The following is a 14085-nucleotide window of genomic DNA, read 5'->3' on the forward strand; positions in this document are numbered from 1 at the left end:
ATCACCATTGGATTTCCTGTTTGTTCAAAAATGCGGCAATCCCTTTTTTGCAATCCGGATTGGATCTAGCTTTTGCATTCATGATGGATGCATACTCAAGGCCATCATAAAGACTTTTTTCCTGAACCATTGCCAACATCTTTTTGGTCATGGCCATGGAATCACCAGAATTTTGTTTGATCAGTTTCTGGGCAAAATCATAAACGGTTTTTTCGAGGTCAACTGCAGGTACCACCTCATTGATCAGTCCATAGGACTTGGCCTTTGCTGCCTCAAACACCTCCGCCTCCAATAAAAGCGTTCTGGTAATCCCCTCTCCCACTTTTCTCAATAGAAAAACACTGACCAAAGCAGGTAAAAATCCGATTTTCACCTCTGTAAAACCAAACTTAGCCTCTGGAACGCTGAAAGAGAAATCACACACCGTTGCCAACCCACTTCCCCCAGCTAGGGCATGTCCCTGTATCTGCGCAATGACCACTTTGGGATAGGAGTAGATTCTATGAAACAGTTCTTTGAGGTTTTGGCTGTCTTCCAAGTTTTCCTCGTAACTGAAATCCTGGAGTTTCTGGATGTAGCCCAGATCAGCCCCGGCACAGAAAACTTTTCCTTCCGCTTTTAATACGAGCACTTTGGCTTCATCATTGTTTTTCAGTTTTGTAAAAGCCGATTTGAGCTTTTCTATCAAGACCGGATTGAGGGCATTCCTTTTTTCAGGCCAGTTCAGAGTGACATAACCGATTCGGTCTTTGATTTCGATTTTCACATCGGGTTCCATGGGCAATTTTTTAGAAGTAGGATTGAGTACAAAACCAAATTTACCGATAATGTTGACAAGGCAGAGATTAAAAATCAATTTTATAAGCCACATTTTCCAATTTTACTTTAATGGGATCAGGCACTATTTCCCATTTTCCAAACTGGAATTGGTAAGTTTTTACATCTGGAGGCAAATACAGAGAATCCCGGACCATTTTCACTACTTTCCTGTTGGGAAGCCAAAAATGGACTACTTCTTCTTCATGACTCACCATAAGCTGTAGTTGGTAATGACTCCCCAAAGCCATACGATGAGGAGAAATCTTGTATTCTAAATCACTTACGCTAACTGAACCCTTCTGATAACTATACTGAAGTGAACCTGAATAAAAATCTACAATAGGATCCGAACCTATGGAATACACATACAATTCTTGTCGGTTATTTATGACTGCAACTTCTATCAGCTGATATATCCCATATATTATTGCTAAAACAACTATCCCCCATATTGACCATTTGTTTCTCTGTTCCCAAAAAACATATACAAAAATCAAAAATAACCCATAAAGCAATATTTCTAATGGTTTAAGTGCTATGGAGGATATTTGAGAGAAAGGGAGATTTTGTATGGACATGATCAACAGATTCAGCAACTGTATGGCTAAATCCAGAAGATAACCCAAAAAATTTCCCAAAAATGGAATCCATGACAACAACAGAAATGGAATGCCTATGGACATGATCAAAAAAGCCCCTGGAATAGCCACTAGGTTGGAAAGGATGAAATAACTGGGGAAGACATGGAAATAATATGCAGAAATGGGAAATGTGGCCAATTGAGCTGCCAAACCCACAGAAGTGATCTGCCATCCATATTCCAAGAACTTATTTTTAGGTTCCCACCATTTTACAATCAAAGGTTGGAAAAGCAAGATCCCGGTTAGGGCTGCATAAGAGAGTTGAAAACCAACTGCATAGAGCAAGTTAGGATCATACATCAACAGCAATAAGGCAGAAAGGGCCAAGGGATTGAAGATAGATGGATTTCTGGATTTCATCTGGGCGAGACCTATTAAGGTAAACATGGTCGCTGCCCGCATGACCGAAGGGGATAATCCAGTAAGGAGGGCATATGCCCAAATCAAAACAATCACAGCAGTAAGATAAAACACCCTGAGGTGAAAAGTGAGCTGGTAAGGTTTGAGCAAAAGAAAAAAGAAACCATAAATGATACCTACATGAAGTCCCGACACTGCCAAAATGTGCATGGCCCCTGCGGTAACATATGCAGCTTTCAATTCAGGATCCAGCTCTTTTTTTTGCCCCAAAAGCAATGCCTCCGCGATTTGCTTTGCTCTTATATCTGAAACATGGAGATGGATTTGGGATTTTAGGGCTTCTCTTAGCTTAAGCACGCCTACATGCAAAGGCCGATAGCCAGGAATTTCATCCACAAGCCAAATGTTCTTGCCGGTAAATTGGGTGAAATAAATCTGTTGATTACTTAAAAATTTTTGGTAATCAAACTCCTTGGGATTTTGGGGAGGTGGCACTCGCTTAGGTTGACCTTTTACCAAAACCACCTGACCAGGACGAAAACCATCTGCCACTTGGTGATAAATCAGCACCCTTCCGGATGATTTTTCCAATTTTCCCTCTTTATATATTCCTTGGACAGCCACTGTATTGGCTTTGGTCTTTGGTTTGGTTTCATCCAGATCCTCCACTATCCCCAAATATGCTTCATACCCAACTTCATGGATCAAATGTTCAGACTGGTTCAAAACATCATTTTGATAAGCAAAAAACCATCCTGCCCAAACCAGGATTGCATAAGCCATGATGGGTAAAATCATTTTACCTACAAAACCTTTTTGAAGGGAAATAAAAACCGCCATTGAAAAGTAGGAGAAAAACAATATTATCCCCAATAACCAATAAATACCCTGAATCGGGAGGTTAGGATAGAAAAGTATCCCCAACACCAAAAAAAACAAATACCTCAAAAAAGGGAATTCACTGAAATTCATGCCTTAAAAAGTTTAAGGTAATTTAATGAAATTCAGTGAATTTTAAAATTAGTTGTAACTAATTCTGCAAGCTCATTTTATAGTGGGCAATGTTACATTCCATAAATAGATCCCCTTCTTTTTGAAATCCAAATTTTAAATAAAGGGGTATGGCAGAAAGCTGGGCGTGCATGTACAATAACTTACCTGCATTGGACGGATCACTTTGGATATCTTGGAGCACAGCATCTACCAAAGCCTGGCCAACGCCCTTTCCCCTCATTTCTTTCAAAACCGCGAATCTTTCGAGTTTGATGCCGTTTTTCGTATGGCGCCATCTGGCTGTGCCCGCAGGAAGCCCATTCACTTTGGCAATAAAATGGGTAGAAGAATTTTCAAATTCATCATATTCCTCTTCTGGAGCCACAGCTTGTTCGATAACAAATACCAACTCCCTGATTTTAAAAATATCGGACAGTGCCTCCTTAGTTTTGACCTTCTCTACGGTTATTTCCATGATTTGCATTTTCATTTGCGAGGTCTTCTTTATCATAAGCCTCAATGATGGATTTGACCAATTTGTGCCGGATCACATCTTTTCCACTAAGGTGAACTACACCAATGCCTTTGACATCTTTCAGGATTTTTAATGCTTCTTTCAAGCCGGATTTTTGCTTGGTAGGTAAATCAACCTGAGTTTGATCGCCGGTCACGATGACTTTGGAGTTGGGGCCCATTCTGGTCAAAAACATCTTAATTTGCTCATTGGTGGTATTTTGGGCCTCATCGAGCAGTACAAAAGCGTCATGAAGTGTCCTTCCCCGCATGTAGGCCAATGGGGCGATTTCTATGACCCTGCTTTCTTGGTAAAATTTGAGTTTTTCCGGAGGAATCATATCGCTTAAGGCGTCATAAATAGGACGCAGGTATGGATCCAATTTTTCTTGGAGGTCTCCCGGCAAAAAGCCTAGGTTTTCCCCTGCCTCCACAGCAGGTCGGGTGATGATGATCCTTTTGACCTCTCGGTTCTTCAATGCCCTTACTGCCAATGCTACCGCGATGTAGGTTTTTCCTGTACCTGCAGGACCCAAGGCAAACACCAGATCATTTTTGTAGGAAGACTCCACCAATTTTCTTTGGTTGCTGGACTTGGGTTTGATGACAATGCCTTTGTTCCCAAAAATAATGATGTCATTCTTGGGGTCCGTTTCAAATGGGACCCCTTCCAACGCAATGTATTCCTTGACATTGTCGGGGGAGATGCTTCCAAAGCGGTTGAAATGCTGGAGCAACATGTTGAGCACATCGTTTATCCTCAAAATTTCCGGTGCCCTTCCCTGAATGCGAATTTCGTTACCGCGTGAAACAATCTTACTTTGTGGAAAAGCTGCGGATATTTGGCGAATGTTTTCATTCTCACTGCCCAAAAAATCCAGTAAGGGGATATTCTCTAATGTGATGACTTTTTCTACCAAGCTTTTAATTTGTATTTAAAGGTTTGCTTCTTACTCTTAAAGAATAAAATTTCTATTTTTGTTTCTTGCACTAGCAAAAATACGAAAATTTTAATGGACTTGTTGATATGGCGTTGATTACATTCACCTCTGATTTTGGAGACAGTGATTATTATGTACCCTCGGTTAAGGGAAGGATGCTCTCCTTCAATCCCCAGCTGGTCATTGTGGACATCACACACAAAATCGATACCTATGACATCGCCCATGCTGCCTTTGTGTTGCGTTCGTGTTTCAGGGATTTTCCCAAAGGAACCGTTCACCTGGTAGCCATCAACAGTACAAGCAGCATGAGTGAAGGGTTTATTGGGATCAAGCTGGAAGAACATATTTTTGTAGGGCCCAACAATGGAGTGTTGAGCATGTTGGCTGACCAAGACCCCGGAATCATTGTCCAGTTTGCTGACATCCATGTCAAAGACAGCACCTTTCCGGCAAAAGACATCTTGGCTCCAATTGCCGCCAAAGTGGCGAGCGGAGCTGCCATCCATGATTTTGGTGGTCCACTGAAGCAGATGAAAAAAATGATGTCCAGGCAATTCAAAGCGACCAAAAAACAGATTGTAGGGCACGTGGTCCGGGTGGACAATTACGGAAATCTGATTACCAATATCCGGAAAGATGTTTTCAACAAGCTCAACCCAGGCACATTCAATTTGGAATTCAGTCGTGAGGTACTCAACAGCATCAATACCTCTTATGATAATGTGGAACCTGGAGATTGTTTTGCATTTTTCAACAGCCTTGACCTATTGGAGATCGGCATTAACCATGGCCACGGGGCGGAACTTCTGGGTCTAAAATATGACAGTCCCATCTACATCAATTTTGAAGTCAATGATTGAGCCATGCTGATCAGAATCGTTAGGATGACCTTTAGAACTGATGCAGTCCCTGCTTTCTTAGCCCATTTTGAAAAACACAAAAGCCTGATAAGGGCTTCCCCAGGCTGTAAACACCTGGAACTTTGGCAGGACGAACACCATCCAAATATTTTCAGCACCTATAGCCTTTGGGAAAATGAAGCAGCCTTGAACCAATACCGTGATTCCGAACTCTTTAAATCGGTTTGGGGTGTGACAAAGCCTTTGTTCCAGGAAAAACCCAAGGCTTTCAGCTCAAAAAAAATCCAAGAACTGCCTTGAAAAAATTGCAAGGATTAAAATCTTTGCTCATATTTGCATCCCGTTAGAGGCGGAATGGATGGTGGGTTTAAATATCCACTAAAAAGCCCAGATGGCGGACCTGTCCGCCGACCTAGAATGAGAGTTCAAAGTCAAAAAAATCTGAAGCAAGTAAAGACCCCTCTCAACACCAAGCCCAGATGGCGGAATTGGTAGACGCGTTGGTCTCAAACACCAATGCCTTCGGGCGTGCCGGTTCGACTCCGGCTCTGGGTACAAGAAACCCCTCAAGAAGCGATTCTAGAGGGGTTTTTGTATTTATTGGCGAACTTTGGCAAACCAATTTAAAAACACATCTTTAGTCTTTGTTTTCAAATAAAAAAGAACCTTCTATATTTTATTGATAGTATTTTTCTAAAGGTAATTCCGGTGGTTAATTACAATAGTCTCGGATTAACGGATAGGATTTCGCAGAACCTAATTCACCTGCCTTGCTTAAATCAATACACCCTCTATCTTGCTCTCCTGACATTATAAAGCAAAGCCCTCTTAGAAAATAGGCCTCAGCTAAATTTGGGTTTGAAGAAATAACTCGATTTAAGTCTAAAATTGCACCCTTACAGTCATTAAGCTTACTTTTTGATAATCCTCTGTTAAAAAATGGTGCTATTTCATTTGGCTCTTTTTGGATTGCTTTATTAAAATCCGAAATGGCTCCTCTGTAGTCTTCTAATCTATCTTTAGCCAAACCCCTGTTTAAATAAGACATATAAGACATATCTTCATTAAGTATAATCGCCCTGTTAAAATCAGAGATTGCCCCAATATAATCTCCCAAATTATTTTTAGCCAATCCTCTATATAAAAAAGTAGCAAAGAATTCAGAATCACCTTCAATAGACTTTGTGAAATAAAATATGGCTTTTGAAAAGTCCTGGTTATCGTAATAGCCCATTCCTGTTTTAAACAGTTGCGGAGGATTTTGAGCGATTAAATTATGACTCATGAATAAAACAAAAATTATTGTATAGCAAAATTTCATAGGTTTGTATTATTTGGGTAACTAATCATTTTTATCAATACCCGATATTAGCATTAAGCGTAACTTAAAACAATTATTTCAATTAAAATCAAAAAAATAATTAACTAATTCTTAATGAATTTTTGCGTATTAGTCAGGAGTTAATCCTAACTTTTTGGATATATACATGGCAATTGACCTAAATTAAACTGGTTTTTTTGTTTAGATAGTGGACTACACAAATTTTATTAAATCCATGGGAGAGAAAATATGTATGGGATTTTGTCTCCTTTTTTGAAAATACGGCATCCTCATCTCTTTTTCAATTCTTAGGGTAGGCACAATTTCTATTCGGGCATCTTTCTTTACTTCAAATTGTTTATTGTAAACTTTTATATTGTAATGTGTAGAAGCGTACCTTTTACCGTACACTTTACTGCTATTACTTGGTCTCATTGGCTCCATTGGATTGCCTTTGAAAGAAATTAATCTATCAATCATTATTTCAGTATTACAAGTCAAATTAACAGCTGTTGTCAACTTGGTAATACGGGCATTCCAGAATCCTTCACCAAAATATTGGCTCAAGGTCTGCATGCAATCCTGCAATTCTTCCCAAGTAAAATCAGAATAATTATTTACTTTATAAAACTTATGCCAAGAATTCATTACTAACAACTTATCTGAAATCATTTTGATATAAAGGTTTTCTAAATGCGCCGAATAACTGATCACATCCCCCCTATAATTGAACTCAGGGTTAAATACCATATCATTTAATTCGAAAGAAGAAGAAACCTTTTCTCGGAATTCGGCAGGAGGATCAAAGGGAATTCCATCATTTACCAATTCCCAAAATCTTCAATTTCTTGCCAATCCTCAGGTATTCCTTGACAAATAATGGTCAGTTTATACTCCTCTGATTTCCTAAAAAGATAAATCAATCCCAAATCAATTTGCTGAATTAAGCCTGTGAGGTTATAATTTCCTTCTTTTAAAAGTGTTACCATATTTTACCTTTTTTTTATTATCGCTATCCATGTAAAGAATTGATCTTTCCCATCAATAGATTCCTTCCAAAACCCTTTTAGCAAATGCTTAGAACCATATTGAAAAAGTTCTGCATCAACAGATGCAATCATTTCACCTGAATCGAAGTTAATTGCTTCCCCTTTAAACAAATCATATATATCGGCATTGAGGGTGATTTTAATTGAGACTAGGCCATCTCCGTAATCCTTTTCCTCGGTAACTAATTTGATTGTGTTTGAATCTACAACCGATGTTTCTATTTTGAGAGAAAGAATGCCAATAGTCCGGATTTTCAATATTCAATATTTTAAATTCTCCTTCTATCAAATAAATTTTTCCTGCTTCCATACTTTATATCAATTTACCTTTACCATGAATATTCCAAATTAACTTTTCCCTATTCCTTGATATCATCCATTCTTCCAAAGGTTTTCTCATATAATCTGGTTCTATTTTCAAAAAACTTAAACCCACCTGCTTCCCTTCCATAACAGCCACCTTGATTCTCTCAAGCTGGGATCCGGTCCTCGGATCCTTTTTTATAAAATGGTTTGTGATCCTTTGTCGTGAAAGTTTTGAAGTTGAATGCCCTATATAGACTGGAATAGATTGGGCTCCATTCGATACCCAAATACAATAAACAATTGCCTCATTTTTCACTAAATCAAAAAGATCTAAACGATTCAGACATATAAAATCAACATCATAGCTGAGCCATCGAATATTAGTTTCTGATAAAAGATTGCTCTCAGCCATTCTGAAGATGCCTTCTAACTGCTTTCTATCAAATTCAACGATTTTCATCAATCCTTAATTATCGGTCCCTTTCCCAAAGAAATCACATTGTAGGTCCACTGAAACGAGCTATAGACGAATTTCCCTCCACCCAACAGATCGGTTAATTTGGCTTTGATACGAAACCTTGTTCCTACTGGATAATTCCTGCTTAGGTCCTTTGAACACTCAACACGCAGTGTCGAAGGGAAATCCTCCTGTCCGGGAATTGGTCGAATGTGCACCTTTCCATGAAGCCCGGAGGTACTGTTGGGAAGGTAACTTTCAACTTCTATTAGGTAATATTTCTCATCTTTGATTGCCATGGGATACGAGATCTAGCTTTTGATTAATTTATTTAAAATTCCCCAATGTCTTTTTATTTGTCCTTTGATTTTGTTGTTTTTCATATAATTGGCGGCCTTGAAGGCATAAGTCAGGAAATTACCATAATTGTAATTATCGGACTTTTCAAACTCAGAAAGGCTGGGATTCCAAATCCATTTCCTCGTTCGCTTTGCTCCCTTATAAGAAAATTTCTTAAGAATTCTCCTCTTAAAAAGCTCTCCATTTTTCGTCGAATATCGCTTTGCTGAATAATGCTTAGCCCTCCTGACATACTTCTTCATTTTTCTGTAGTAACCCGATAGACTGGCTGATTTTAAAAGGGAGAATTCACCATCAAACTCAAACCCTAGGTAAACAAGATTTTTATTCCAGTTAATCTCATTGTCAAACTCTTGACCACATTTTAGCCGACCATCATGCTCTCTTAAAAAATGAAAAACCTGAGTTTTCTTTGGCTGTATTTCTAAACAAACCTTTTCTATTTCTGAGTAAACCAATTTTTCCAAGTCCGATTTCACAGACTCCGGGCAGACAACGATAATATCATCAGAATACCTTCTATACAAACCTTTTTTCCTAATAAAATCATTGACAACCTTATCAAACTTAAGAAGGTAAATATTTGCAAGAATAGAACTAATCGGTGAGCCTTGTGGTATTCCAAAATTTCTGGGGACTACTCTTCCATCTTTGAGTTTTTTGGTCTTTGAAGGCTGTATTAACTTTCCTTTCACCTTTAAAAAATCCTTATTGTAACAAAAGGCTATTGCATTTTGGTTTCTAAGGTATTTGATCTTTTCTACAGGTTTCAGTTTAACTGGACCGTAAGAACCATCTCTTCTGATTTTTCGGGTAATTATTCTATCCTTGAATTCCTCAAAAATATCAACGATATCAATATGACTAAAACGGGTTATATTCTTGAAAACATTAAAATGGTCAGGAGGAAGTTCTCCCTGTTTCAATCCATCAAAATCCCCTAGAATTTCTGCCCATCTATCTCTTAGTAGCTTGTGGTTTAGATTGTCAAAAAAGCTAGAAATATCAAAAGCAATTACAACAAATTCTGGCTCTTGACATGATCTAATAAATTCGAAAGCATCATTTGCAAAGTCAATATTGCACTTATTTGGCCCATCAGTCTTTGATGGATCGACCAGGATTGATCGATAAGCATTAACTACCTCAGATAAATTATAAGCTGGTTCATTGATTTTTTTCTCGTATGCCAAACTCAAAATGTGTGCATAGTAGCTAAAAACTAAAGAATCCAGATGGCTAGCATAAAATAACTCTCTGGATTTTTTATCCGGCTTTCTTAGAACTTTACCTTCTTTTACAAAATTTGAATCAAGTTTACCGTCTTCTTCACTATAAACTTTACGGAATTTTCTTACTGTAAGCGACTTATGAATAAAGGGTAAAAACCGATGGTTGGCTATTTTTAACGGATTGGTAATGTATGGTTCAATCCATTTATGACGATCTCTCACATCCAATGGCAGACCAATGTGTGGGTAGCGTTTAATCTTGAACCAATCCTTTTTCTTTTTCATAATTCAAAAAAATAAGCAGGGGAGACCCGGCGAAGCAGGGCTTTTCAAAAACCAATAATGGTTTATGGAAGTGTGCATGCTGTTTCGACACTTGGAAAAACTCCCCAAGTGCCGCTCCGACTCAAGCTGGGTAGCGAAATTATTGTTGTATATTATCTGTTAAGAATATGAAATTCTCTAAGAAACACACAAGTCACAAGGTTTACCGAGTAGTCCAAAGACTGCTGGTTCACATCGTTGCTCGCCTCCTTGTGGAAATATTCCTGAGGAAGTTTGCAATTCTGGAATTACTTGACACCAACCGTTTTTCTTTCGATCAAGTTGGGCGAAGAATTTCTTCTCCTTACCATTAAACGCACACTTCGGCTCCCCCACTGCTTAAATTAAAATTAAATATTTTTTTTCAAATCCACTTAGCTTAAAGCAAAATATCATAAGTTTAGTTATGTTAGTGAAAATCACCCCACACTAGCATTCCCATTAATCCTATCAAGGATGCTGATAATCTTGGTCACCTGGGCATCATCAAACAGCCCAAATGGTCCGCTATCATTCAAATCTTTGAATGGCGATTCAAACAATGCTCTTTTGTCGATCACTCCATTTTGGGTTAAATATCCTATGATCAAATCCACAAATTTGATCTGCCCTGCATTAAGATTTTGAGCCTGAATAAATTCCGCAAAGGCTGATTGAACGGCCTCTGTATCCAAGCCAATCAATTCCCGAATAAAAAGCCCCAAAGTTTTTCCTTGACCTTCTTTCTCGAATTCCTCCTTCGAACCCACCTCATTCGCATTAAAGAAGATCTCCTGAAGTTGTACAAGTTCTGCTTCTGTAATGGGCTGGTTGGTCTTGATTTTACTGATCACCAAGTGATCCTTGTGCTTATTCAAATAGCGCTCTACTCTTTTTCTATACGGCTCATATGCAGGCTCTCTAACGAAATTCTTTTCTTCTATTTTAGTAAGGTCTAGGTAATCCTTAAAATGTGTCTCAATGGTAAGTTGATCTATATCATCGAGAAACTGCATCAAATCTCGAAGCGAATCCCGGACTTCTTCAAGATTTAAAACACTAGCCTCTTGTAAAAATCCATTCAGAACACTTTTAATCATTGGCATTTCGGTCCCTACCAAAGGAATATTCCCTTTCTTCTCTAACACCCGGCAGGCTGTGGAAATCCGATTTTCATACCTTGTGGTTATTCTTCCGCCTTTTAATGCCAATTGGTAATTCAACATCAAAACATCAAACCTCCGGGCCGAAACATGATCTTCATCTTCAGACAAGATGAGCGGAATAATATGCGTTCCAATTTCTTGGAGCTTTGATGGACCCAAATCAGCCCATTGATCTTTTTGAGTGTATTTCACCACAAACTCAAGATGATACTTGACTATGAATCTCTCCTGATTCAGTGAAGCAACTTGAATATGAAGCAGGTCAATTAATTCTTCTGCGAATTCATTCTCTTCTTTATTTGTCGACTGACGCAGAACCTGAGCCAAGTCTAGTCTCAATTGAAATGCTTGCTGAGTCAAAGAAAGCCCAACGCTTCCTTTACTTTCTTCAGGATTGACTTCAAAAAATTCAAAGTTCTCGCAGTAGTCAAATATTAAAAAGCACTCTTTATGTTGATTCGGTCCAAATAAATTTGGTCTCAATCGTGTCCCTCGGCCAATCATTTGCCAAAACTTTGCAACAGATCGGACAGGTTTGAAAAATACCAGATTCACGACCCTTGGCGCATCCACACCTGTATCCATCATGTCTACAGAGATGGCAATTTGTGGTTCCTTCTCTTCTTTGTCTAATACAAACCGCTCTAGAATATCCTGTGCTTTCTCTGTTTGATTGTCAATGACTCTGCAAAATTTACCGGAATATTCCGGATAATTCTTGTTGAAACGCTCTTCGATGTAGACAGCATGTTTGTGATTTTTGGCAAAAATTATCGTCTTACCAATTTTGTCTCCGCTATCTACTTTGATCCCTGAGGTTATCAAATGATTCAATACCTGATCAACCGTGTCAGAATTAAAGAGCCACTTGTACAATTGACTTTTATCTATGCCTGCCTCTGCCTCTTCATTGGTTGGGTCACCAAATTTCTCTTCATATTCTAATTTCTCTTTCTCAGACAATTCCGAATATTTAATGCCCTCCCGCATGAATTTCAACGGAACACTGATTGCCCTTGGCGGAACCAAAAAGCCATCCTTTACAGCCTGATCCAATTCATAGGCGAACGTGGGATTATCGTCTTCAATTTCAAAAAGCTCATAGGTGTTGTGATCTACATCTTTTTTTGGGGTGGCTGTCAGACCAAGGATAAAAGCATCAAAATACTGGAAAATTGCCCGGTACTTCTGATAAACTGATCGGTGAGCTTCATCAATAATGATCAAATCAAAATGTCCCACTCCGTAAAATCGAAAATCACCATCTCTGGCTCGATCGATCTGATTCATGATAGTGGGGTAGGTAGAAAAAACCAAACGAGTGGAATCGTTCTCCTTCTCCTTCGTCAAATCAATACTTGTAAGATCAGGAAGGTGTTCGGTAAAAGCATTTTTAGCCTGGGTCACCAAGGCATTTCTGTCTGCTAAAAAAAGTATTCTTTTGGCCCAGTTACACTTCACCATCATATCAACAATCGAGGCTGCGGTTCTAGTCTTTCCACTTCCGGTCGCCATGATGAGTAGACCCTTTCTATGCCTTTGCTTGAGCCTTCCATCTTTAATGACCGAAAAATTTTCAGCAACCCGTTGTATCGCTTCTGTCTGATAAGGTCTTCCTGTGATAGCTAGGTTAACTTTGAAATCTCTTAAATCAGTACGCTCAATTCGCCTCCTAATGGCAAGCTCTAGTTGATCTTTGGTCATAAAACCACTCACTTTCCGATCCGGTGCAAAAAGGTCATCCCAGAGGTAAAAGTCGAATCCATTGGTATAGTAAATCAATGGACGTTGCCTGAATTTCTTTTCCAGACAATCCGCATAAAGCGAGGCTTGGTGTCTTCCCTTGTTTGGATTCAAGGCCGTCTTCTTGGCTTCCACCACGGCCAGTGGCAATCCATTATCACTCCAGAGAACATAATCCACATAACCAGTACCAGAAGGATTAGTAGAAAGCGGCATACCACTCACTTCAAACTCCAATTCGTACCCTTCTCGGAGTTTGGACCAACCGGCATCTTTCAATGATGAATCGATATATAATTTCCGAGTGTAGGATTCAGAAGGAGATTTTGGTAATAACCTGGGAATAGCCACCACCTCTCGGGCCTTTCGCTGTTCTTTCAGCTGCTCTTGATTCTTGGCATGGCTGATTCGAAGCAACTCATTGGCTTCTTCTTTTTCCTCTAATGCGACACGCTTTTTCTCATTTTCCTGCTCTAGTTGCGCCAGCTTTTCTCTTAGAAGATCAATCTCTTTCCTGGACTTTTTTAATTCATCTCCTGTTGGGATCAATTCATCATTAAAATCCGGAATTCTCACTTCTTCTTCGCCATAGGCGGCCACCAAAAATGCCGCAAAACGGAAAAAGCACTTTAGCAAATGAACCGAATCCTCCGGTTTTACCCGCTGATTGTGGACGGCATTGTTTCCTATCCTTCTGATGAGATGCAATTCCTGATACAAGTTTCCATAGGAATCAAAAATTTCTTTGAAACCTACCTCATGCATCAGGCTTGCCAGGTTTTTATCAAAAGGCCATTCAAGGTCTGCATCATTCCCATACATCCAGTTCACGCCCAATTCCAGCGCTGCTCGAGCATTAAAGCAAGACTCTACCGGACTGGTCAAAGCGAATTGCTCTGCCTTTTTTGCCCGGTCGGCTATCTCTGGAAATTCGGTCAAAAACTGGAAATTACTCATATATTTTGAATTCTATTTTCACAAAATCTATGTAGGATAGTCGGGTTTCTACTTGTGATTG

General features: G+C 39.1%; 14 protein-coding genes and 1 tRNA gene. 3 read left to right on the forward strand and 12 right to left on the reverse strand.

Annotated features, from left to right (window positions below; genetic code table 11):
• Position 1: 1 nt before the first annotated feature.
• The 4 genes from H1A14_RS15205 to H1A14_RS15220 all read right to left on the reverse strand — a co-directional run bounded on the left by H1A14_RS15205 (position 2) and on the right by H1A14_RS15220 (position 4246).
• Positions 2–778, reverse strand: coding sequence for an enoyl-CoA hydratase/isomerase family protein (locus H1A14_RS15205; RefSeq protein WP_194777223.1), 777 nt, complete (start codon positions 776–778; stop codon positions 2–4).
• Between the two features lie 67 nt (positions 779–845).
• Positions 846–2792, reverse strand: coding sequence for a ComEC/Rec2 family competence protein (locus H1A14_RS15210; RefSeq protein ID WP_194777131.1), 1947 nt, complete (start codon positions 2790–2792; stop codon positions 846–848).
• A gap of 58 nt (positions 2793–2850) precedes the next feature.
• Positions 2851–3288 carry a GNAT family N-acetyltransferase gene (locus H1A14_RS15215; protein WP_194777132.1) on the reverse strand — a complete coding sequence of 146 codons (438 nt, stop codon included), beginning with the start codon at positions 3286–3288 and terminating at the stop codon, positions 2851–2853.
• Positions 3257–4246 (reverse strand): PhoH family protein, encoded by a 990-nt coding sequence (locus tag H1A14_RS15220; protein ID WP_194777133.1) that lies wholly within the window; start codon positions 4244–4246, stop codon positions 3257–3259. The genes H1A14_RS15215 and H1A14_RS15220 overlap by 32 nt, the downstream gene beginning before the upstream one ends.
• A 107-nt stretch (positions 4247–4353) precedes the next feature.
• On the opposite strand from H1A14_RS15220, the gene H1A14_RS15225 reads away from it, so the two are divergent.
• The 3 genes from H1A14_RS15225 (at position 4354) to H1A14_RS15235 (ending at position 5685) form a co-directional block, all read left to right on the forward strand.
• Positions 4354–5130, forward strand: coding sequence for an SAM hydrolase/SAM-dependent halogenase family protein (locus tag H1A14_RS15225; RefSeq protein WP_194777134.1), 777 nt, complete (start codon positions 4354–4356; stop codon positions 5128–5130).
• Between the two features lie 3 nt (positions 5131–5133).
• Entirely contained in the window at positions 5134–5430 is a 297-nt protein-coding gene (locus tag H1A14_RS15230; RefSeq protein ID WP_194777135.1) for a putative quinol monooxygenase, read from the forward strand.
• A 173-nt stretch (positions 5431–5603) separates the two neighbouring features.
• Positions 5604–5685, forward strand: a tRNA-Leu gene (locus H1A14_RS15235).
• Between the two features lie 157 nt (positions 5686–5842).
• Here the strand turns inward: H1A14_RS15235 and H1A14_RS15240 are convergent.
• The 8 genes from H1A14_RS15240 to H1A14_RS15275 all read right to left on the reverse strand — a co-directional run bounded on the left by H1A14_RS15240 (position 5843) and on the right by H1A14_RS15275 (position 14024).
• Positions 5843–6415, reverse strand: a complete 573-nt coding sequence (locus H1A14_RS15240) for a tetratricopeptide repeat protein (RefSeq protein ID WP_194777136.1) — start codon at positions 6413–6415, stop codon at positions 5843–5845.
• A gap of 249 nt (positions 6416–6664) precedes the next feature.
• Positions 6665–7279, reverse strand: a complete 615-nt coding sequence (locus tag H1A14_RS15245) for a hypothetical protein (protein ID WP_194777137.1) — start codon at positions 7277–7279, stop codon at positions 6665–6667.
• A complete protein-coding gene (locus tag H1A14_RS15250; RefSeq protein WP_194777138.1) occupies positions 7273–7440 on the reverse strand; it encodes a hypothetical protein in 168 nt (55 codons plus the stop codon). Before H1A14_RS15250 ends, H1A14_RS15245 begins: the two co-directional genes overlap by 7 nt.
• Positions 7441–7443: 3 nt before the next feature.
• A complete protein-coding gene (locus tag H1A14_RS15255) occupies positions 7444–7758 on the reverse strand; it encodes a hypothetical protein (protein WP_194777139.1) in 315 nt (104 codons plus the stop codon).
• A gap of 55 nt (positions 7759–7813) precedes the next feature.
• Entirely contained in the window at positions 7814–8266 is a 453-nt protein-coding gene (locus H1A14_RS15260) for a hypothetical protein (protein WP_194777140.1), read from the reverse strand.
• A complete protein-coding gene (locus H1A14_RS15265) occupies positions 8266–8562 on the reverse strand; it encodes a hypothetical protein (RefSeq protein WP_194777141.1) in 297 nt (98 codons plus the stop codon). The genes H1A14_RS15260 and H1A14_RS15265 overlap by 1 nt, the downstream gene beginning before the upstream one ends.
• A 12-nt stretch (positions 8563–8574) precedes the next feature.
• Positions 8575–10140 carry a reverse transcriptase domain-containing protein gene (locus H1A14_RS15270; RefSeq protein ID WP_228527805.1) on the reverse strand — a complete coding sequence of 522 codons (1566 nt, stop codon included), beginning with the start codon at positions 10138–10140 and terminating at the stop codon, positions 8575–8577.
• Positions 10141–10598: 458 nt separating this feature from the next.
• Positions 10599–14024, reverse strand: a complete 3426-nt coding sequence (locus H1A14_RS15275) for a DEAD/DEAH box helicase family protein (RefSeq protein ID WP_194777142.1) — start codon at positions 14022–14024, stop codon at positions 10599–10601.
• Between the last annotated feature and the right edge of the window lie 61 nt (positions 14025–14085).

The sequence above is a fragment of the Pararhodonellum marinum genome (assembly GCF_015354735.1).
Taxonomy (GTDB): domain Bacteria; phylum Bacteroidota; class Bacteroidia; order Cytophagales; family Cyclobacteriaceae; genus Pararhodonellum; species Pararhodonellum marinum.